The 18,619-nt window shown below is 33.0% G+C and carries 17 protein-coding genes; 12 read left to right on the top strand and 5 right to left on the bottom strand.

Translation table 11 applies throughout. From position 1 onward, the window contains the following. Positions 1 to 9: 9 nt before the first annotated feature. From A4F88_RS18060 to A4F88_RS18050, 3 genes are all read right to left on the bottom strand, one after another. Positions 10 to 876, bottom strand: coding sequence for a DUF4249 domain-containing protein (locus A4F88_RS18060; protein ID WP_068844132.1), 867 nt, complete (start codon positions 874 to 876; stop codon positions 10 to 12). Between the two features lie 5 nt (positions 877 to 881). Continuing rightward, positions 882 to 3,152, bottom strand: a complete 2,271-nt coding sequence (locus A4F88_RS18055) for a TonB-dependent receptor (protein WP_068844131.1) — start codon at positions 3,150 to 3,152, stop codon at positions 882 to 884. Between the two features lie 78 nt (positions 3,153 to 3,230). Beyond that, positions 3,231 to 3,944 carry a pyridoxine 5'-phosphate synthase gene (locus A4F88_RS18050; protein WP_068844130.1) on the bottom strand — a complete coding sequence of 238 codons (714 nt, stop codon included), beginning with the start codon at positions 3,942 to 3,944 and terminating at the stop codon, positions 3,231 to 3,233. A gap of 117 nt (positions 3,945 to 4,061) precedes the next feature. Here A4F88_RS18050 and A4F88_RS18045 point away from each other — a divergent pair, with 117 nt between their 5' ends. From A4F88_RS18045 to murI, 8 genes are all read left to right on the top strand, one after another. Beyond that, positions 4,062 to 4,721, top strand: a complete 660-nt coding sequence (locus A4F88_RS18045) for a CBS domain-containing protein (protein ID WP_068844129.1) — start codon at positions 4,062 to 4,064, stop codon at positions 4,719 to 4,721. Positions 4,722 to 4,819: 98 nt separating this feature from the next. After that, positions 4,820 to 5,704, top strand: a complete 885-nt coding sequence (locus tag A4F88_RS18040; protein ID WP_068844128.1) for an NAD kinase — start codon at positions 4,820 to 4,822, stop codon at positions 5,702 to 5,704. Between the two features lie 173 nt (positions 5,705 to 5,877). Continuing rightward, positions 5,878 to 6,567, top strand: coding sequence for a type IX secretion system protein PorG (porG, locus tag A4F88_RS18035; RefSeq protein ID WP_068844127.1), 690 nt, complete (start codon positions 5,878 to 5,880; stop codon positions 6,565 to 6,567). Positions 6,568 to 6,571: 4 nt separating this feature from the next. Next, a complete protein-coding gene (locus A4F88_RS18030) occupies positions 6,572 to 7,312 on the top strand; it encodes an undecaprenyl pyrophosphate synthase (RefSeq protein ID WP_068844126.1) in 741 nt (246 codons plus the stop codon). After that, positions 7,245 to 9,992, top strand: a complete 2,748-nt coding sequence (locus A4F88_RS18025) for a BamA/OMP85 family outer membrane protein (RefSeq protein ID WP_068844125.1) — start codon at positions 7,245 to 7,247, stop codon at positions 9,990 to 9,992. The genes A4F88_RS18030 and A4F88_RS18025 overlap by 68 nt, the downstream gene beginning before the upstream one ends. A 48-nt stretch (positions 9,993 to 10,040) precedes the next feature. Next, complete coding sequence (locus tag A4F88_RS18020) at positions 10,041 to 11,078, top strand: OmpH/Skp family outer membrane protein (RefSeq protein ID WP_068844124.1); 1,038 nt, start codon at positions 10,041 to 10,043, stop codon at positions 11,076 to 11,078. A gap of 15 nt (positions 11,079 to 11,093) precedes the next feature. After that, positions 11,094 to 11,597, top strand: coding sequence for an OmpH/Skp family outer membrane protein (locus A4F88_RS18015; protein ID WP_178368495.1), 504 nt, complete (start codon positions 11,094 to 11,096; stop codon positions 11,595 to 11,597). A gap of 152 nt (positions 11,598 to 11,749) precedes the next feature. Beyond that, a complete protein-coding gene (gene murI / locus A4F88_RS18010) occupies positions 11,750 to 12,526 on the top strand; it encodes a glutamate racemase (RefSeq protein ID WP_068844123.1) in 777 nt (258 codons plus the stop codon). A 4-nt stretch (positions 12,527 to 12,530) separates the two neighbouring features. Here murI and bamG read toward each other — a convergent pair whose 3' ends face one another. Continuing rightward, a complete protein-coding gene (gene bamG, locus A4F88_RS18005) occupies positions 12,531 to 13,766 on the bottom strand; it encodes a BamG family beta-barrel-assembly machinery protein (RefSeq protein WP_068844122.1) in 1,236 nt (411 codons plus the stop codon). Continuing rightward, on the bottom strand, positions 13,767 to 15,095 hold the full coding sequence (locus A4F88_RS18000; protein ID WP_068844121.1) for a DUF4270 family protein: 1,329 nt from the start codon (positions 15,093 to 15,095) through the stop codon (positions 13,767 to 13,769). Between the two features lie 231 nt (positions 15,096 to 15,326). Here A4F88_RS18000 and A4F88_RS17995 point away from each other — a divergent pair, with 231 nt between their 5' ends. Genes A4F88_RS17995 through A4F88_RS17980 form a run of 4 tightly spaced genes read left to right on the top strand, consistent with a single transcriptional unit; the run spans position 15,327 to position 18,613 of the window. Then, on the top strand, positions 15,327 to 16,166 hold the full coding sequence (locus A4F88_RS17995; protein WP_068844120.1) for a DUF6268 family outer membrane beta-barrel protein: 840 nt from the start codon (positions 15,327 to 15,329) through the stop codon (positions 16,164 to 16,166). A 16-nt stretch (positions 16,167 to 16,182) separates the two neighbouring features. After that, positions 16,183 to 17,190: a Kelch repeat-containing protein gene (locus A4F88_RS17990; protein WP_068844119.1), complete on the top strand. Its 1,008-nt coding sequence runs from the start codon at positions 16,183 to 16,185 to the stop codon at positions 17,188 to 17,190. Continuing rightward, the gene (locus A4F88_RS17985) at positions 17,180 to 17,512 is read left to right on the top strand and encodes a DUF4907 domain-containing protein (RefSeq protein ID WP_068844118.1); all 333 of its coding nucleotides are present in this window, start codon (positions 17,180 to 17,182) and stop codon (positions 17,510 to 17,512) included. Before A4F88_RS17990 ends, A4F88_RS17985 begins: the two co-directional genes overlap by 11 nt. Continuing rightward, positions 17,513 to 18,613: a sensor histidine kinase gene (locus A4F88_RS17980; protein ID WP_068844117.1), complete on the top strand. Its 1,101-nt coding sequence runs from the start codon at positions 17,513 to 17,515 to the stop codon at positions 18,611 to 18,613. Positions 18,614 to 18,619: the final 6 nt, after the last annotated feature.

The following is an 18,619-nucleotide window of genomic DNA, read 5'->3' as shown; positions in this document are numbered from 1 at the left end:
TGAAGTATTTCAAATCGGCTTTTCTCTTTTAGGAGGCGTTTTAACAGTTAAGGTGCTTTGTCCATAGCCCGCCCAAATACCTATTCCGCCTTTTATATTCGATTTCAAACTTGTATTTGATGGATAGATAGGGTTTTTACTGTTTACAATTTCATTTTGCCAACTGTTCCAAAAGTCTAATGCATCTTTGTTTTGAGTCCGCAACTTTACATGAATCAAATTTCCATCAGTAAAATAAGGTTTAAATTTTGTTTTAGGGAATAATAAAACACCTCTATTGATCTGTACAGAAACAGAAGAACTTTCGAAATTTTTATCATCTAAATTACCATAAAACGAAGGAACAAAAATTGGTTCTTCTCCCTCAATTTTTGTCGCAATCTGGTAGTAGTTTTTTTCATTTACCGGGTCATCAAATTTAACAAAAACATATCCCGTTGTATCTGCTGCATTTTTCTTTATATATTCGGCACTTTTTAATTGGACTGATTTAGGAATCGAGGTCACGGCTCCAATTACGCGATCTAAGTATTCAACTTTAAGTTTATATTCTTTTCCTGCTTCTCCCTTTAGAGTTGATCCAAAATACACAAAAGGCGGCACTCTGTTTTTATCATTTTTTACTCTTAAAACTTCCGAATTCTGACCATCAGAAATTGTAATTTTTGCAGATCTGATCACATGATTTAAAACATTTGTAGAATCAATAACATCTGTAACCGGAATACTACTCGATAACAGAACATTAGCAAAATCACCTTCTTCAATCCAGCCCTCAACTACTATTTTAGATTCAAGACTTTTTTGTTCGCTAAAATTGTCATTAGAGCAACTAATGACAAATAAACTAAAAAGATACAGCAGATATTTTTTCATTTTTCTTAAAATTTAAATCTCCAGCTAACAGAAGGAAGAATTCGATACAGCACTTTCTTTTGCTGAGTCACTACTACTTTGTCTTTGTTTTCGTTTACCTTAACATCTAAAACCACATAAATAGGATTTGAAATATTGAATGCATTATAAACAGAAAAGTTCAAAGCACTTTCTTTTTTTGAAGTTTTTATAAAGTAGTAATTTGCCGAAAGATCGGTTCTAATATAATTTGGCATTTGTGCATTATTATATCCTGAATATTCTTTGACCGGATTGTTATTTATAAAGTACCAGGATGTTGGCATTGTAAACCGGTTTCCGGAACCAAATATTTGAGTTACTCCAAAATTCCATTTTGAATTTAAATCATACATTCCAACTACAGATAAATTGTGACGTCTGTCGTATTTTGCAAAATAAGTTTTTCCGTTATTTAATTCATCAAAATTTCGATCAGCCCAGCTTAAAGTATAACTCAGCCAGCCTGTAAATTTTCCGTTACTTTTTTTCAGCATCATTTCAAATCCGTATGCTTTTCCTTTTCCAGCATATAAATCATTTTTTAAGGTTGTAGTTTCATTAAACTGAGTGATTCCGTATGGATATTCAAGTAAATTTTTCATCGAACGATAAAATCCACCAAAAGAAGAAGAAAAATTTCTGGTAATCTTTTGATCTGAACCAATAGAAAATTCATCTGACAATTGCGGTTTTATTCCGTCAGAACTGGCAATCCAAAAGTCAGTTGGTATACCAACACTTGAAGTTGTAATTAAACTTAAATATTGATATTGCCTGTTATAAGAAGCATAAAATGAATATTTCTCATTTGCAAAATAATTCACTACAGCACGAGGCTGAAAATGTAAATACGAATCAGCTCCGGACTTATAATAATTAATTCGAAGCCCCAAATTAGCAGTTACATTTTCAAACAATTTAGGACTAGCACTTACAAAAATTGCTGCTTCATTAGCTTTCATCGTTTTTTGTGAATAATTATCAACAGTAGTCAGGTTTTCTACATTAACCTTTTGCGGCTGTAAATTGTGATAAACATATTGCAATCCTGATTCAAATGGAACGTTTTTAATTGAGAATTTTACTGCATTTGTAAAACCAAAATCTCTTACATAGGAAGAAACTCTAAATTGAATTGTTGCCTGCTCCATATTCAGCTCATTCGAGTATTGACTAAAATATAGTGAATTCGACATGCTGATTTTAGGAGAAATTAAGGTAACTAAAGATGGTGCAATAGTGAAATTATTCCATTTCAAATTTGTTTTCAAAGCCAGATTTTCATCTTTTATTTTTAATGCATCACCGCTGAAGAAAGCATTTAACGAGAATAAATTGTTTTTCGAAATTTGGGACAAAAAGGTAAGATTCGCATCAGAAAAACCATATTTCATATCCTGAACATCATTCCTGGAACCTGATTTTAATATTGGCCCAACAACTTCATCAATATAGGTTTTTCGTCCCGAAACATAGAATCCTGTTTTATCATTAAGAGGAACTGCCAAGGTCATTTGCGAAGCTAAAATACCTGCATTTCCCATAATAGAGAATTCTTGTGGTATTTTTTTATTCGTACTTAAAAGTGTCGTCGAACTTAATCGCCCGCCGTATTTAGGATTTGAACTTGATTTATCAAATTCTACATCCTTAATATGATCTGTATTGTAAAAAGGAAAAATCCCAAGCAAATGTGACATTCCATAAATTGGCGTTTCATTATACAAGATAGCATTATGGCCAGGATCACCACCACGAACATATAAATAACCATTTGCATCTCCGGAATTCTGCACTCCTGGTGTCAATTGCAAAAGTTTTATAATATCTGTAGTCCCCAAAAGTGTTGGAACTGAGTTTAACTCTTTAAGATTAAAAGAAAGTTTTCCTCCGGATAATGTTTTAATTGCGTTTTTTTTGTCATTAGAAATGATTACTTCTTTTAAGAGCGAAATATCTTTTTCTAAAACAATAGAAATCAGGGTATCATTTATAACCTTACAATAAATCGTTTTTGATGCAAAATCTACGTGATTAACTTTAATGGTGACATCGCCAGAAGTAATATTTTCTGAAAAATTCCCTAAAGTATCTGTAACAGCATGAAACTGTTTCTTGTTTATTTGCAAAAAGACATTTGCACCAGCAAGATTTTGGTTCTCAGAAGACTTTACATTTCCGGCTATCTTTATATTTGATTGCGCAAAAATGTTAGAGAAACAGAATAAAAAGAAGATAATAGTTAATTTCGACACGTAATTTTAATAAGAAAAGTGCGAAAATAAACAATTATAACCCAATTACATCAGGTTATAATTGTTTTAATTTTAATCTTACTTCAATTTATTTAAATACATATTCACCACATTATCCAAACCAAGATAAATTGCTTCTGAAATTAGTGCATGCCCAATTGAAACTTCTAATAATCCCGGAATGTTTTGTTTAAAGAATTGAATATTATCCAGACTCAAATCGTGTCCTGCATTAATTCCTAAGCCTAATTCGTTTGCCAATTCTGCAGCTTTTACATAAGGATCAATTCCGTTTTTATTCCCTAAATCATATTGATGTGCAAAAGCCTCAGTATACAATTCAATTCTGTCGGTTCCTGTTTTTTTTGCTCCTTCGATGATATCTAAAACAGGATCAACAAAAATAGAAGTTCGGATTCCGTTACGCTGAAACTCCCGAATAACTTCGGTTAAATATTCCTGATTTTTTATGGTGTCCCAGCCCGCAGAAGATGTAATAGCGCCAATGGCATCCGGAACCAATGTAACCTGATCTGGTTTGCACTCTAAAACCAAATCGATAAAATTATGCTGCGGATTTCCTTCAATATTATATTCTGTAGTAACAATTGCTTTTAAATCACGTGCATCCTGATAACGAATATGGCGCTCATCCGGACGAGGATGAATGGTGATTCCCTGACCTCCAAAACGCTGAATATCGGCAGCTACTTTTAATAAATCAGGAACATTTCCGCCACGAGCATTGCGCAGGGTTGCAATTTTATTGATATTTACACTTAACTTTGTCATATAAATAGATAATTAATTCTAGTAACACTATATTTGTTACGACAAAAATACAAAGTAAAACGTAGCAGTTTTTGCTATTTTTTGATTATTTTGCACTGAAATATCCTCAATTGATTTATGACAGAAATTACAAACTATATCACCAATGATTTCAGAGCGATTGATAGTCAGGAAACGATAGCATCGGTTCAGGACTTTTTTGCTGATTTGAATTTTTCGCATTTTCCGGTTCTGGAAAACGGGATTTTCATTGGAAGTATTGCTTCTGACGATGTTGAAACTTTTGACACTGACAAAAAAGCAATTGATTACAAATATACACTGGAACGCTTTTTTGCCAGAAAATCTATGATATGGCTGGATGTTCTCGAAGTCTTTGCTAAAAATCATACGAATGTAATTCCGGTTCTTGACGAAAATAATACCTATATAGGCTATTATGAAATGGAAGATATCATGAAATTTTTTCAGGAAACTCCATTTTTAAAAGAACAAGGCGGAATCATTATTGTTCAAAAAGGTCTACTGGATTATTCTATGGGACAGGTTACCCAAATTGTAGAAAGCAATAATGGTAAAATTCTGGGGTGTTTTATTTCTGAAGCAGATTTAGAAAACGTTCAGATTACGGTAAAAATTGGTGTTGGTCCTATGAACGAAATCATCCAGACGTTTAGACGATATAATTACGAAATTATATCAGAACATCAGGAAGATGCCTACATAAACAGCCTGAAAGAACGTTCAGATTACTTAGACAAGTACCTTAATATATAATTTTTTAATGCGGCAATGAGAAAATTAGTTTATTAGGTAATTTTCATATTTGCAAATTATCTAATTGACACATTGACAAATTATCTAATTTAAATAAAATGAAAATAGCCATTTACGGACAATATTATCAAAACAGTACCGAGCCTATAATAAAAGACATTTTCACGTTTTTCAATTCCAATAATGTAGAAATGGTAATTGAAGAAAATTTTCTGGAAATGCTTTACGAAAAACAGCTCGTTAAAAAAGAATATAAAACTTTTTCATCGAGTACTATTTTAGACGATAGCTTCGAAATGCTGATTAGTATTGGAGGAGACGGAACAATGCTAAGAGCTGCAGCATTAGTACGCAACTCAGGCTTACCGCTTTTAGGTATAAATGCCGGCCGATTGGGTTTTCTTGCCAAAGTTCAAAAAGAAAACATCGACATTTTATTGCAATATGTAATTGATCAAAACTACACTTCTTCAGAAAGAACTTTATTAGGATTAAGCTGTGAACCTAAAAATGAAGCATTTGAAGAACTTAATTTTGCAATGAACGAAGTAACAGTAAGCAGAAAAGACACTACTTCGATGATTACTGTCGAAACTTACCTGAACAATGAATATTTAAATTCTTATTGGGCAGACGGCTTAATCATTTCTACGCCAACAGGTTCTACGGGTTATTCATTAAGTTGTGGCGGACCTATATTAACTCCCGATGTTAAAAGTTTAGTTATTACCCCTATTGCCCCACATAATTTAACTGCCAGACCACTTGTTATTCCTGATGATACCGAAATTACATTACGTGTTTCAGGCAGAGAAGATCAATATCTGGTTGCACTTGATTCAAGAATTTCTTCTGTAAAAAATGAATCAGTTCTAAAGATCAAAAAAACAGACTATAAAATAAAAATGGTTGAAATTCCGGGCGAAACTTTCTTAAAAACACTAAGAAACAAATTGCTTTGGGGAGAAGACAAGAGAAATTAAGCTCTTTTCTAAGTCACCACTATACGATAATAGCACTTTTTCCCGTTCTGCATGTAGCGAATCATTATTAAATGTCTCAAAATCATAATGTAAATTGAAAAAAAAGCACATTTAACTAAAGGAACGTTGATTCGTATTGATAATTATTATATTTGCACGCAATTTTGAATTAAATGAAGAAAATTTTTAATTTATTGTTATGTTTTTTCCCCTTTATCACACTAAATGCTCAAATCAATGAGATTGGTGTTTTTCTTGGTGGAAGCAACTTTGTAGGTGATGTAGGAAACACCACTTATATCTCGCCGGAAAAATTAGCATTTGGAGTTTTGTATAAATGGAATAAAAGTCCAAGACATGCATATCGTTTCTCCTACACACAATCGACCATAACAGGCAATGATCTTGATTCAAAAGAAACAGGAAGAAACCAGAGAGGTTATAGTTTCGAAAACAGAGTAAAAGAACTTTCTGCCGGACTGGAATTCAATTTTTTCGACTTCAATCTGCACGATTATCATACTAAAGTTACTCCTTATATATATTCAGGATTAAACTTCTTTCTTTATGATCAGCTGTATCGTTACAAGACTTCCCCAAATGTAACGTATTCAAAAAACTCAAATTCGTTTGGTATACCTATTATATTAGGTATAAAATCAAATGTAACACCGCATTTTGTTATAGGTGCAGAAGTTGGAGCCCGATACACTTTTACAGATGATATCGACTCAAGTAACCCCAACACAAAAAACACAAACATATTCAAGTTTGGAAATTTAAATAATAATGATTGGTATGTCTTTTCCGGTATCACATTAACATATACCTTTGGACAAAAACCTTGCTATTGCGCAGAATAATAACATGAATTTAATAGACTCTATAGATCAAACAAACTTACCCAAACATCTGGCCATTATTATGGACGGAAACGGTCGTTGGGCAAAACAACAAGGTTTTTTAAGGGCATTTGGTCACGAAAACGGAACAAAATCTGTAAAAAAAACAATAACAACCTGTGCTAAACTTGGCATTGAGTATCTAACCCTGTATGCTTTTTCAACAGAAAACTGGAATCGTCCGAAATTAGAGGTCGAAGCATTAATGAAAATTTTGATCAATTCATTAAAAAAAGAACTTGTTACCTTACAAGAAAACAATATCAGACTTAATGCAATTGGAAATCTTGAGAAATTACCAAAATCAGCTCAAAAAGAGCTTTTAGATGTAATCGAAAAGACAAAAAACAATACGCGATTAACCTTAACTCTTGCTTTAAGTTACGGATCAAGAGAAGAATTGGTAAATGCCGTAAAAATCATCAGTGATAAAGTTAAAAATAATATAATTTCAATAGACAGTATTGACGATTCAATTATAAATGAGCATCTTTACACGCAAAATTTACCTGACGTAGATTTATTAATACGAACAAGTGGAGAACATAGAATAAGTAATTTTTTGTTGTGGCAAATAGCCTATGCAGAATTATATTTTACTAATGTCTTGTGGCCAGACTTTAAAGATCAAGATTTATATGAGGCTATTATTAGTTATCAAAAAAGAGAACGTAGATTTGGAAAAACCAGTGAACAAATTAAATAATTTTTTAGTGTTACAAAAAAGAATACAAATAGTCTTTACCCTTCTTCTTTTGGGTAGTTTTTCACAAATAAAAGCACAAGAAAGAGTTCCTTTTGATCAGGGAAAAAAATATATTCTTGCTAAAGTTTCTGTTGTTGGTAAAATAAGCTTCAATGAACAAACTGTTGTTACTTTTTCCGGTCTTCAAAAAGGACAGGAAATAACTGTTCCCGGTGAAGAGATTAGTGGCGCTATCAAAAAATTAGGTAAACTTGGTTTATTCGATGAAATTGCATTTTATGTAAATAAAGTCGAAAACGACAGTATATACCTGGATTTAGACATTGTCGAACTACCTAAATTAAATGAGGTAAAGTTTGTTGGTATTAAGAAAAGTAAAGTAGAAGGATTAATTAAGGACAACAATTTGACCAAGAATAAAATTGTCAACGAAAACTTAATTACGACAACTAAAAATTATATCGAAAATAAATACAAAAAAGAAGGTTTCTATAACACAAAAGTTACCATCACAAATACTCCAGATACTATTAACGGACATCAGGTAAATATGCTTGTTCGGATAGACAAAGGAGACAAAGTAAAAATTAGCAGTATCGATTTCATTGGTAACAAGCAACTTACCGGAAATCAATTAAGAGCTGCAATGAAAGATACCAAACAAAAAAATGTATTACGTATCTTAAAATCATCTAAATTTATCCCTGAAAAATACAAAACCGACTTAGAAAAAGTCGTTGCTGCCTATAAAGAAAAAGGGTATCGTGATGCACGTATTATTTATGACTCTGTTAAGTACAACAAAGACAAGAATATGCTTGCGATCAAGATTAAAATGGAAGAAGGAAACAAATATTACTTCGGAAATATTAAGTTCTTAGGAAATACTGTTTATTCTGATCAACTTTTAAATCGTTATCTGGGAATCAAAAAAGGAGAAACTTATAATGGGGTTTTACTAGAAAAACGAATTGCAGATAAATCCAAACCTGACGCAGAAGATATTACAAACTTATACCAAAACAATGGTTATTTATTTTCTAACATCAATGCTGTAGAGGTAAAAACCGTAAACGATACTATCGACTTCGAAATTAGAGTTACTGAGGGACCTATCGCTTATTTCAACAAAATATCTGTTGTAGGAAACGATAAAACAAACGATCATGTTATTTATCGCGAGCTTAGAACTAAACCAGGAGAAAAATACAGTAAAGAGCAGTTGGTAAGAACTATTCGTGAAATTGGTCAATTAGGATTCTTCGATCCTGAAGCAATCGATCCAAAATTCAAAAATGTTGATGCAGGAGCAGGAACTGTAGATATTGAGTACCATGTTGTAGAAAAAGGATCAAGCCAGGTCGAACTTCAGGGAGGTTATGGCGGTGGAGGTTTCATTGGAACTTTAGGTCTTTCGTTTAACAACTTCTCTGCAAGAAATCTTTTCAATAAAGAATCTTACAAACCATTACCAATGGGAGACGGACAAAAGGTAGCACTTCGTTTACAAGGAAGTACCTATTTCCAAACCTATAGTTTATCATTCTCAGAGCCGTGGTTTGGAGGAAAAAAACCAGTACAATTTAGTTCCTCTATATCGTATAGTAAACAGTTCTTAAACAATTATGTTACAAGAACAGTAGACAAGAGCAAAAGTTTCAACATCCTGACTTTACAAGTTGGTTTAGCAAAAAGACTTACTGTACCTGATGATTATTTTGTTTTATCTCAATCTTTAAGTTACCAGCATTATGATTTAAATAATTATTATACAGGATTATTTACTTTTGGTAACGGAGCGTCAAGAAACTTAGCATATACTATTGGACTTTCAAGAAGTAATAAAGGGGTTAACCCAATCTTCCCAACGTATGGTTCTGACTTTAGTATCTCAGCAAAAGTTACTCCTCCTTATTCATTATTTAATGGGATTAATTATGGTGATTTACAAAATCAAAAAGAATATAAGTCTCAATACACAGGAACACCTACATCTGGTATAGATGGTAAACCGCTTAACACGGGTGATTATGTAAAAACAGAAACCATAAACGGAACATCTGGTATGGTGAGTGTTGGATCTGATTATGCAAGCGCAGACACTGATCAGGGGAAAGTAGATCAAAAGAAATATAACTGGTTAGAATACTATAAAGTAAAATTTAAAGCAGACTGGTATACTAAACTATATGGAAAATTAGTTCTTAGAACATTAACTGAGTTTGGTTTCCTTGGAGCATACGATCAGTCTAGAGGTGTAGTACCGTTTGAACGTTTCTATTTAGGAGGAGACGGAATGGCGAATTACTCTATGGATGGTAGAGAAACAATTCAGTTAAGAGGTTACGAAAACAACTCGTTAACACCTGTAAATGCAAGTGGACAACAAATTGGAGCAACTATTTACAACAAGTTCTCTATGGAGTTACGTTATCCAATTACATTAAAAGCATCTGCATCGATTTATGCATTGGCATTCTTAGAGGCCGGATCTTCATATCCAACCTTTAAAGATTACAACCCGTTTGATTTAAATCGTTCTGCTGGTGTTGGTTTACGTGTTTTCATGCCGGCATTTGGATTATTAGGTATTGACTGGGGTTACGGTTTCGATCCTCAGCCAGGAGAAACTAAAGCACACGGTAAAGAAATTCACTTTATTATTGGGCAACAGTTTTAGTAAAAATTTTAATACATTTGTTTAAACATTTCGAAATAAACCAATGTTATGAGAAAACAATTTTTATTTTTATTTTTAGTCTTGATTGTAGTAAATACAAATCAGGCGCAAACCCGAACAACAAGGATTGGATACATTGACATGGAATATATTCTGGAAAATGTTTCTGATTACAAAGAGGCAAAAGCTCAATTAGAGCTAAAAGCCCAAAAGTGGAAACAGGAAATAGAAACTAAAAAAATTGAAATTGCTAAAATAAAAGAGAACCTTAAAGCAGAAAGAGCTTTGCTGACTAAGGAACTTATTGACGAAAGAGAAACTGAAATTAAATTCCTGGAAACTGAAATGCTGGATTATCAGCAAAAACAATTTGGTTCTGATGGTAATTTAATGCATCAGAAAGCAGGATTAGCAAAGCCAATACAAGATCAGGTTTTTACAGCTGTACAAGATATTGCCGAAGCTAAAAACTATGATTTTATTTTTGATAAATCATCAGATTTAACCATGCTTTTTAGCAATAAAAAATTTGACATTAGTGATCAGGTGATTCGTATTTTAAACCGAACTGATAAACGAGAGCAGTTAAATAAAAAACAGTTAAAAGATCAGGAAGCTAAAGAAAAACTTGAAAATGCAATTGATGAAAATCCGGCAATGGCGGATCGACAAAAAGCATTAGACGAGAAAAGGGCAGCCAGAGAAAAGTTAATCGAAGACAGAAGACTTGAGCAGGAAGCCAAGAAAAAAGAATACGAAGACAGAAGAAAAGCAATTGCAGCCGAAAGAGAAGCTAAAAAAAATGGCACGGTTTCTGAACCAGCTAAAACAGATGCAACAAAAACGGATGCAACAGCTAAACCTGCCACCACAGGAACTGACGCGACAGCTAAGCCTGCTGCCACCGGAACTGACGGAACAGCGACTACTGAACCAGTAGTTGATAAAGCGGCAGAAAGACAAAAGCTTTACGAGCAACGTAAAAAAGAATTAGAAGAAAGAAGAAAGAAAATTTTAGAAGAACGAGAAGCGGCTAAAAAAGCTAAAGAAGCCGAAGCACAAAAATCAAATACGACCAATAATTAATTAATATTTTTAAAAATGATGAAACAAATCAAAACTTTACTAATTGCTGCAATACTAGTTTTAGGAGCAAGTAACACAATCAATGCACAAGCTAAGGTAGCTCATGTTGATGTTAGCGAGATTATGTCGAAAATGCCTGCAATGCTAGATGCTCAAAATCAACTACAAAAGTTAAGTGGTACATATGATGCAGAATACAAAAAAATGGTTGACGAATATCAAGTAAAAATCAAAAAGTACGAAGGTGAAGCTGCAACTGTAACTGACGCTGTGAACGGAGAACGTTCTAAAGAAGTTCAGGACATGCAAAAAAGAATTGTTGACTACAGAGACAACGCTCAAAAAGAATTGCAACAAAAAGAAACTGACATCGTAAAACCATTAATGGAAAAAGTAAGAGCTTCTATCCAAAAAGTTGGAAAAGCTAAAGGTTTCCAATATGTATTAGATGGTTCTACTCTTTTATTAGCTGATGGTCCAAACATTACTGCTGATGTAAAAAAAGATTTAGGATTCTAAGAAACGGATTCTTCACAATTAAAACTGTTCAGACTTTCTAAAAGTCTGGACAGTTTTTTTTTACCATAATTTAAGGTTAAAAAACCAGAATATTGACAGATTTCCTTTAAATTGAAATATAGATTTATTTCAAAAAACACTAAATTTGTACTATGACGAATAATAATCCTATAGGCGTTTTTGATTCCGGTATTGGAGGAACTTCCATTTGGAGCGCCATTCATGAACTGCTCCCAAACGAAAAAACTATTTATCTGGCTGACAGCAAAAACGCTCCCTATGGTCAAAGAACCAAAGAAGAGATTGTTGCTTTGAGTAAAAAAAATGTTGACTTTTTACTGGAACAAAACTGTAAACTTATAGTAGTAGCATGTAATACGGCAACAACAAATGCTATTCGCGAACTTCGTGCAGATTACGACATTCCTTTTATTGGGATTGAACCCGCCATTAAACCGGCAGCAAACAATTCAAAAACACAGGTTATAGGTATTTTAGCAACAAAAGGAACTCTAAATAGTGAGTTGTTTAACAAAACGGCGGAAATGTTTCAAAACACTACGATAATTGAACAAGTAGGTCATGGACTTGTTCAGCTCATCGAAGATGGAAACTTAAATTCGCCTGAAATGACTCAATTACTCGAATCCTATTTGCAACCTATGATTGATGCCAATATTGATTATCTTGTTTTGGGCTGTAGTCATTATCCATACTTAATTCCACAGATCAAAAAGATCTTACCGGAGCATATAAAAATTATTGACTCAGGAGAAGCCGTTGCCAGACAAACTCAAAATATATTGCGTGAGAAAGTTGGTTTTACAGACAAGCCAAAAAGTGAACCTGTATTTTATGTGAATTCCAATCCTGAAGTTTTAAAATCTATATTAGATTATAAATATCCGGTAATAGAAAAAGACTTTTAAAGTACTATTCAATTTTTCGCTTGACGAACCAAATACCATCCAAAGATAAATTGAGCGAGATCTTATGATAATTTTCTTTGATTAAATTATCTGAGATCATCCCTCTTTGTCCATATGAATAAGAAATATTTAATGCTGAATAAGTGTTTTCAATTGGTAATGAAAGCCCAAAAGTAACTGCAGCATTATTTACTCTCTTTCCGTCGACTTCCAGATAACCAGTATCAAAATTTGCACCTGCAGCATACTGAACCCTGTCCCAATATTTTCTAACATTTTTTGTCGTCTTATAAGTAAAACCAAGTGCATATCGGTCCTGATTTACAAAATCACCATATAATTCTGATTGACTTGTATTTCTCCATAAACTTTTTTCATAATCCAGCGTCATATTTAAGTTATTCTTAAAACGTTTACTTATTCCAAAGCCCATTTCTAATGGCATATAATAATTATCTGTTTTTGACTTTACATTTGACTCTACAGTAGTCACCACATCATCTGCAACAGATTGAACCGTTTGTACTTTTGATGCATTAATTTGGGTTGGCAGTTTAAACGTTGTCGCAATAGTAAAGGTAGAATCGATTTTGTATTGCGCTCCCAATGTGGCACGTACACCACTATAAGTTGTTTTTTTCTGAATACTTGTAATTGTATTTAAAATTAAAAAACTTCTGTCATCGCTTGTACTGCCAAACAATACTGCAGCAGAAGCTCCTAAAGATAATCTCTTTCCAAATTTGTATCCGTATGATAAATCAAAATTATTCAACCCTCCAGAACCAGCAGCAGTTAAATAGTAATAATCCTGACTGTTGGCAATAGGCAATTTTAAATTGGCAATTCTAAAAGTTGCACTTGAATAAGGTCGCAAAGCAACACTAAAACCTGAATTTTTAGTAACCGGAAATGCAAAAGCCAGATGTGAAAATTGAAAATTATTACGACTCTCACTTTTTGAGCTGTTTTGATAAGTAGTTACCAATGCTTTTCCGCCAATGTCAAACATAAAATGGTTTTGAGGAATATACGCCAATGATGCCGGATTCAAATTATTAATGAATGAACTTGACGGTAAAGCCATTCCTGAAGAACCAATTGAAGGAATTTCTCCGAAATCAGAATCATACAAACTCCCTACTCCATACAATGAATAAGGTGAACTGGAAATACTTTGAGAAAATGAAGTCAGCGACATCAGGATGAAGCAACTTAAATAAGCTATTTTACTTTTCATTTAATAAGTGATATAATAAATTTTAAGCTGAATTTTATTGTCTAAATGTTTTTGATCTCCCAGAACAATCCGGTTAACAGATTTAGAAATTGCGGGTAAAGTAAGAATCAGAGAAGATCTGGAATCAGATGCTTTGAGCATTTCTTTTTGCAGAAAATTGCCTATCCCAATCTGATAACCAACATTCTCATTAAATTCGTCGCTCTTTTTATTGAGAATTCCAAAAACAGCTGTCCCAGCAGAATTAACCAGTGAGCTACTTATTCGGTTTAAATTATCAGCTACATAAATCTTTAATGAATCTGCCAAAGGATATTGCTTGGAGTAAGTATTATTTACTGGTTTAAGCAATAACTGAGCATCCACAATAGCGCCTTTATCTGAAAGATATTTTAACTGTTTGATATTAGGAAAATCAATTCGACAGGCGACTCCTGTACCAGACTGAATAAACCCCTGATGATTGGTTAACAAACTGGATAGCTTGCTGCTCGAGACGGGCAGATTCTGAATAATAGTTCCTGTTCTGTCTAACGAAACGGCATTAAACTGCTTGGTAGCATCTGCAATAGTAAAATCTATTATATATGGAGTTTCCTGTGTATCTGACTGGTATTTGGAGTAATACAGCCGGACCTTACTTGTTGCGACATGAAATCCGGTAACACTTGCCGAGTTTGAAGTCGAAGGAACAAGAACAAGTCCTTTCAAATATTCATTAAAACTATCAAAATCTGTAATTTCCCGCTTCTTTAATTTCTGAAATAATGCAGATCCAAAAGCACTGCTCATTTTAATATTAATAGAATCTTTTTCGACAGGTCTTGGCTTATATGAAATAGTTCCAAGGCTTTCTGTATCGTAACTTAAAGCCGAATTATTGTAGAAATTTTTATCGTCTGTATTAGGTTTTACTTTCTGAGTCAATCGATGAATATCGAATGTTTGCACTTTTGTAGTATCTCCGTAATAGTAATTATCATATTTCAGAATCATCGAAATAGAATCAAAAACATAATTGGTCGCTTCGGTATCAGAACCGTTATTTATTAAAGCATACGAATCTGAAGACAGTTGAAAATAACTGTTCGATTTTACTTTTCCATAAATTGGATCATCATAATTTCCAATTAAAATTCGGCTTTGATTAGATGTAACAAGCGAATCAAAATTTATAGTAGACATATCTACCGTTACCGTATCAATTAAAACCACTTTATTATTTATCGCCAAATAATCAGATCCAACAACAAACTCACCTGCATCAGAATCTGTTCCGCATGAAAGTACCGTCATGGCAAAAAGCAACATCAATATAAACTTATGCATAATCAAATTTTTTGAACAAATATAAAATGCACTCTCCTGCACTACACTATAACATATACAGTAGCCTGTTTTTGCCCTATAAACAGTAAAAAACCATCTACAACAGATTAATCCCAACAAATATTTCATTCGGCAATAAAAAAGGCTAATTAGTCTATCAAAAAGTGTCATACATATATCTTCTTTTTTTTTAAACCATTAGGCGCCTACTTTTGAACCAATAAATAAGTAATGAAAATAAGGTTAGTAATTGGTTCGTTTTTTTTGATTTCATTCTATAGCATGAAAGCTCAGGAAAGTTTTTCTGCCTATATGAATTTAAAAACAGAACCTACTGATAAAATTGATTTTACGGAAAGTAGTATTGGAATATCGTTTAATAAAAAAATAAGCTCCAGAAACAAGCTAACAAACACATTAGAGTATTCGAATTTACAGGTAGATTATGAATTAGATAGTAATGAAGAAGCAATGAACCTGAATCGGTTTAATCAGATCCAAAATAGATTTGAAATTTCACACGAGCTTTCAAACACAACAAATCTGAATTTTTCGATTATTCCTACGGCAAATTTTCAAAGCAATTTAAATATTAACGATCTCTCGCTTTTGGGAAGTTTTGAAGTTAATCAGCAATTAAACTCGAAAACAACAATAAACATTGGAGTAGCCAGAACGACTATTATGGGAAATCCGAAGTTCCTGCCTACTCTGTCCTTAAATTACAAAATCAGCAATGAAAGTAATTTATTAATTGGCTATCCGAATTCGAAAATTTCATATTCAAATAATATTCGAAACCAGTTTAGTCTGACAAATCGCTTTAATGGAAATTATTATCATATAGATGCGCATAATCTGGATAATAATGCGTCTAAAGTTACTTTATCACAAATGTCCTCAGCATTTGAGTATGAAAGAAATGTAGATAAAAACTGGTTTTTGAATTTTAAAGCCGGATATGATTTTGATAAGAAATACAACATCATTGACGATCAAAATCATAAGGTGTATGATTTTAATACCGGCAACGGATATATTTTAGGCATTGGCATCAAATACAAACAATAAATAAATTTAATACACTATGAATAATTTTAAAAAAGGAATATTATTCGCGGCACTCTTTTCAGGTCTTTTTTTTGCAGGTTGTAGTAACGACAATGACGATGATGATTTAATGGGAAACTGGGTTAAGAAATCAGCATTTGATGGTCCTGCAAGATCTAGTGCTACCAGTTTTGTTATTGGGAATTTTGCCTATGTTGCTACAGGTTATACCGGAGACGTTTATTTGAAAGATTTATGGGTATACGATTCTAATGGTGATTATTGGGAGCAAAAAGCAGATTTTACCGGAGCAGGAAGAAGCTCTGCATCAAGTTTTACCCTTAACGGAAAAGGATATATTGGTCTTGGTTATGACGGAACTAACAAATTAAAAGATTTTTACCAGTACGATCCTACCAGCAATACCTGGACTCAAAAAGCTGATTTTGCCGGAACAGGGCGCTATGCGGCCGTAGGTTTTCAGGCAGCCGGAAAAGCCTTTTTTGGAACGGGTTATGACGGAAATTACCTGAAAGACTTTTATCAATATGACGATCAGACAAATACATGGACTATTGTAAACGGATTTAGCGGAAACAAAAGACGTAATGCGACTGTTTTTGTAATTGCTGATAAAGCTTATCTGGTAACAGGAATTAACAATGGGGTTTATCAGGAAGATTTCTGGGAATTTGATCCTGCTACTGGTGTCTGGACCAGAAAACGTGACATTGATAAAGATACTGATGATGATGAATCTTACAATGATGATTATGCTATTGTTCGATCAAATGCCTCTAGTTTTTCTATGAACGGATTAGGATATGTTGTGGGTGGTGAAAGCATAAAAACAATTTGGGAGTACAACCCGACTACTGATTTATGGGCTGAAAAAACACCAATGGAAGGAGCAACAAGAACAGATGCAGTTGGTTTTGCGATCAACAACAGAGGTTTTTATATGCTTGGAAGAGTAGGCTCTACTTACTTTGATGATGCGTGGGAGTTTAAACCATTAGAAGAACAAAACGACAATGACAATTAATATCAAAAGACAATTCTTCTGGGGTAAAATCCAGAAGAGTTTATTACTTGCTTTATTGGTTATACAATTTATTGCCTGCGCAAAAAGTGAACCTTTAAAAACAGAATCTTTTAAAACAGCTTTTGGCTGGGGATACACCATTACTTATAAGAATAAAATTATAATTAAGCAATCCATTATTCCGGCAATAAGTGCTGCCAAAAGTTTTTCGACAGAAAAAGATGCATTAAAAGTGGGCAATTTAGTTGTAAACAAACTCAACAAAAACATATCGCCAACGGTAACCAAAAATGATTTAATTTTATTAAAAATAAAATTATAAATGAAAATAGATACCATCAGAAATACAAACTCAAATAAAATTTTATTCCATTGCATGATATGGATCTTCTTTATTCTGACTTCATTAATTCAGTTTTATGAAAGTCCGTTTAAGATCAATAATGATTTTTATGCACAATGGTTCACGGGAATTATTTTGTTTTATCTGAATTATTTTTATTTGGTACCTGCTTTGCTTTTACAGAAAAAATACTGGCTCTATTTTGTATTTGTTCTGGTTTTAATTGCCATTTTTATGATTATCAGGATTAATTATTTTATCCCGGAATTCAAGCATATCAGACCCAGAATGATTCCTCCTGAAGATCTTAAATTAATCTACAAGAGAACGAATATTAGAGGCGTAATGGCAACGAGACAACCTTTATTTTTTAAAATTGGACCGTCTTTCTTTTATATTTTAATTATTACGATTAGCGCAATTATCAGAACGCTTACAGAATTTTATAACAACCAACAAAACAAACTAATTGCTGAGACTCATCGAACAAATACTGAATTAATCTATTTGCGAAAACAAACCAATCCGCATTTTTTATTTAATTCCTTAAATAGTATTTACTCTCTGGCTCATAAAAAATCTGATTTGGTTCCTGATGCCATCGTAACATTATCAGAGTTAATGCGGTATATGCTGTATGAAACCGATAATAAAACGGTGGCTTTAGAAAAAGAAATCAATTACATTCAGAATTATATCGAGCTGCAAAAGCTCAGACTTAACAATATCGAAGACATTGTGATCAATGTACATGGCGACACCAAAAACAAACATATTGAACCGCTATTACTGATTTCATTTGTCGAAAATGCATTCAAATACGGAACAGATTACAAAGGTGCTGCTCACGTAAAAATCAAGGTTTTTATACTGGATAACAGTCTTGATTTCTGGATAGAAAATACGATTGAAAATTATGTAAAAGACCCTGAAAATTCAGGAATTGGATTGGTAAACATTCAAAACCGACTTGATTTGCTTTATCCAAATGCGCACCAGCTTACTATAACACAAGACAATCAATATTATCGTGTGCACCTGAATCTCGAATTAGACAAGATTCAAACTGCAATACATTAAACTTAA

This window comes from Flavobacterium chilense (assembly GCF_001602525.1).
Classification (GTDB): Bacteria; Bacteroidota; Bacteroidia; order Flavobacteriales; family Flavobacteriaceae; genus Flavobacterium; species Flavobacterium chilense.
This window is presented reverse-complemented; position numbering and strand designations above follow the sequence as displayed.

Excerpts from the sequence above, each read along its gene's own strand:
- A4F88_RS18060 (WP_068844132.1), bottom strand. The coding sequence starts at position 876 with ATGAAAAAATATCTGCTGTATCTTTTTAGTTTATTTGTCATTAGTTGC.
- A4F88_RS18050 (WP_068844130.1), bottom strand. The coding sequence starts at position 3,944 with ATGACAAAGTTAAGTGTAAATATCAATAAAATTGCAACCCTGCGCAAT.
- A4F88_RS18045 (WP_068844129.1), top strand. The coding sequence starts at position 4,062 with ATGACAGAAATTACAAACTATATCACCAATGATTTCAGAGCGATTGAT.
- A4F88_RS18040 (WP_068844128.1), top strand. The coding sequence starts at position 4,820 with ATGAAAATAGCCATTTACGGACAATATTATCAAAACAGTACCGAGCCT.
- porG (WP_068844127.1), top strand. The coding sequence starts at position 5,878 with ATGAAGAAAATTTTTAATTTATTGTTATGTTTTTTCCCCTTTATCACA.
- A4F88_RS18030 (WP_068844126.1), top strand. The coding sequence starts at position 6,572 with ATGAATTTAATAGACTCTATAGATCAAACAAACTTACCCAAACATCTG.
- A4F88_RS18025 (WP_068844125.1), top strand. The coding sequence starts at position 7,245 with ATGAGGCTATTATTAGTTATCAAAAAAGAGAACGTAGATTTGGAAAAA.
- A4F88_RS18020 (WP_068844124.1), top strand. The coding sequence starts at position 10,041 with ATGAGAAAACAATTTTTATTTTTATTTTTAGTCTTGATTGTAGTAAAT.
- A4F88_RS18015 (WP_178368495.1), top strand. The coding sequence starts at position 11,094 with ATGATGAAACAAATCAAAACTTTACTAATTGCTGCAATACTAGTTTTA.
- murI (WP_068844123.1), top strand. The coding sequence starts at position 11,750 with ATGACGAATAATAATCCTATAGGCGTTTTTGATTCCGGTATTGGAGGA.
- bamG (WP_068844122.1), bottom strand. The coding sequence starts at position 13,766 with ATGAAAAGTAAAATAGCTTATTTAAGTTGCTTCATCCTGATGTCGCTG.
- A4F88_RS18000 (WP_068844121.1), bottom strand. The coding sequence starts at position 15,095 with ATGCATAAGTTTATATTGATGTTGCTTTTTGCCATGACGGTACTTTCA.
- A4F88_RS17995 (WP_068844120.1), top strand. The coding sequence starts at position 15,327 with ATGAAAATAAGGTTAGTAATTGGTTCGTTTTTTTTGATTTCATTCTAT.
- A4F88_RS17990 (WP_068844119.1), top strand. The coding sequence starts at position 16,183 with ATGAATAATTTTAAAAAAGGAATATTATTCGCGGCACTCTTTTCAGGT.
- A4F88_RS17985 (WP_068844118.1), top strand. The coding sequence starts at position 17,180 with ATGACAATTAATATCAAAAGACAATTCTTCTGGGGTAAAATCCAGAAG.
- A4F88_RS17980 (WP_068844117.1), top strand. The coding sequence starts at position 17,513 with ATGAAAATAGATACCATCAGAAATACAAACTCAAATAAAATTTTATTC.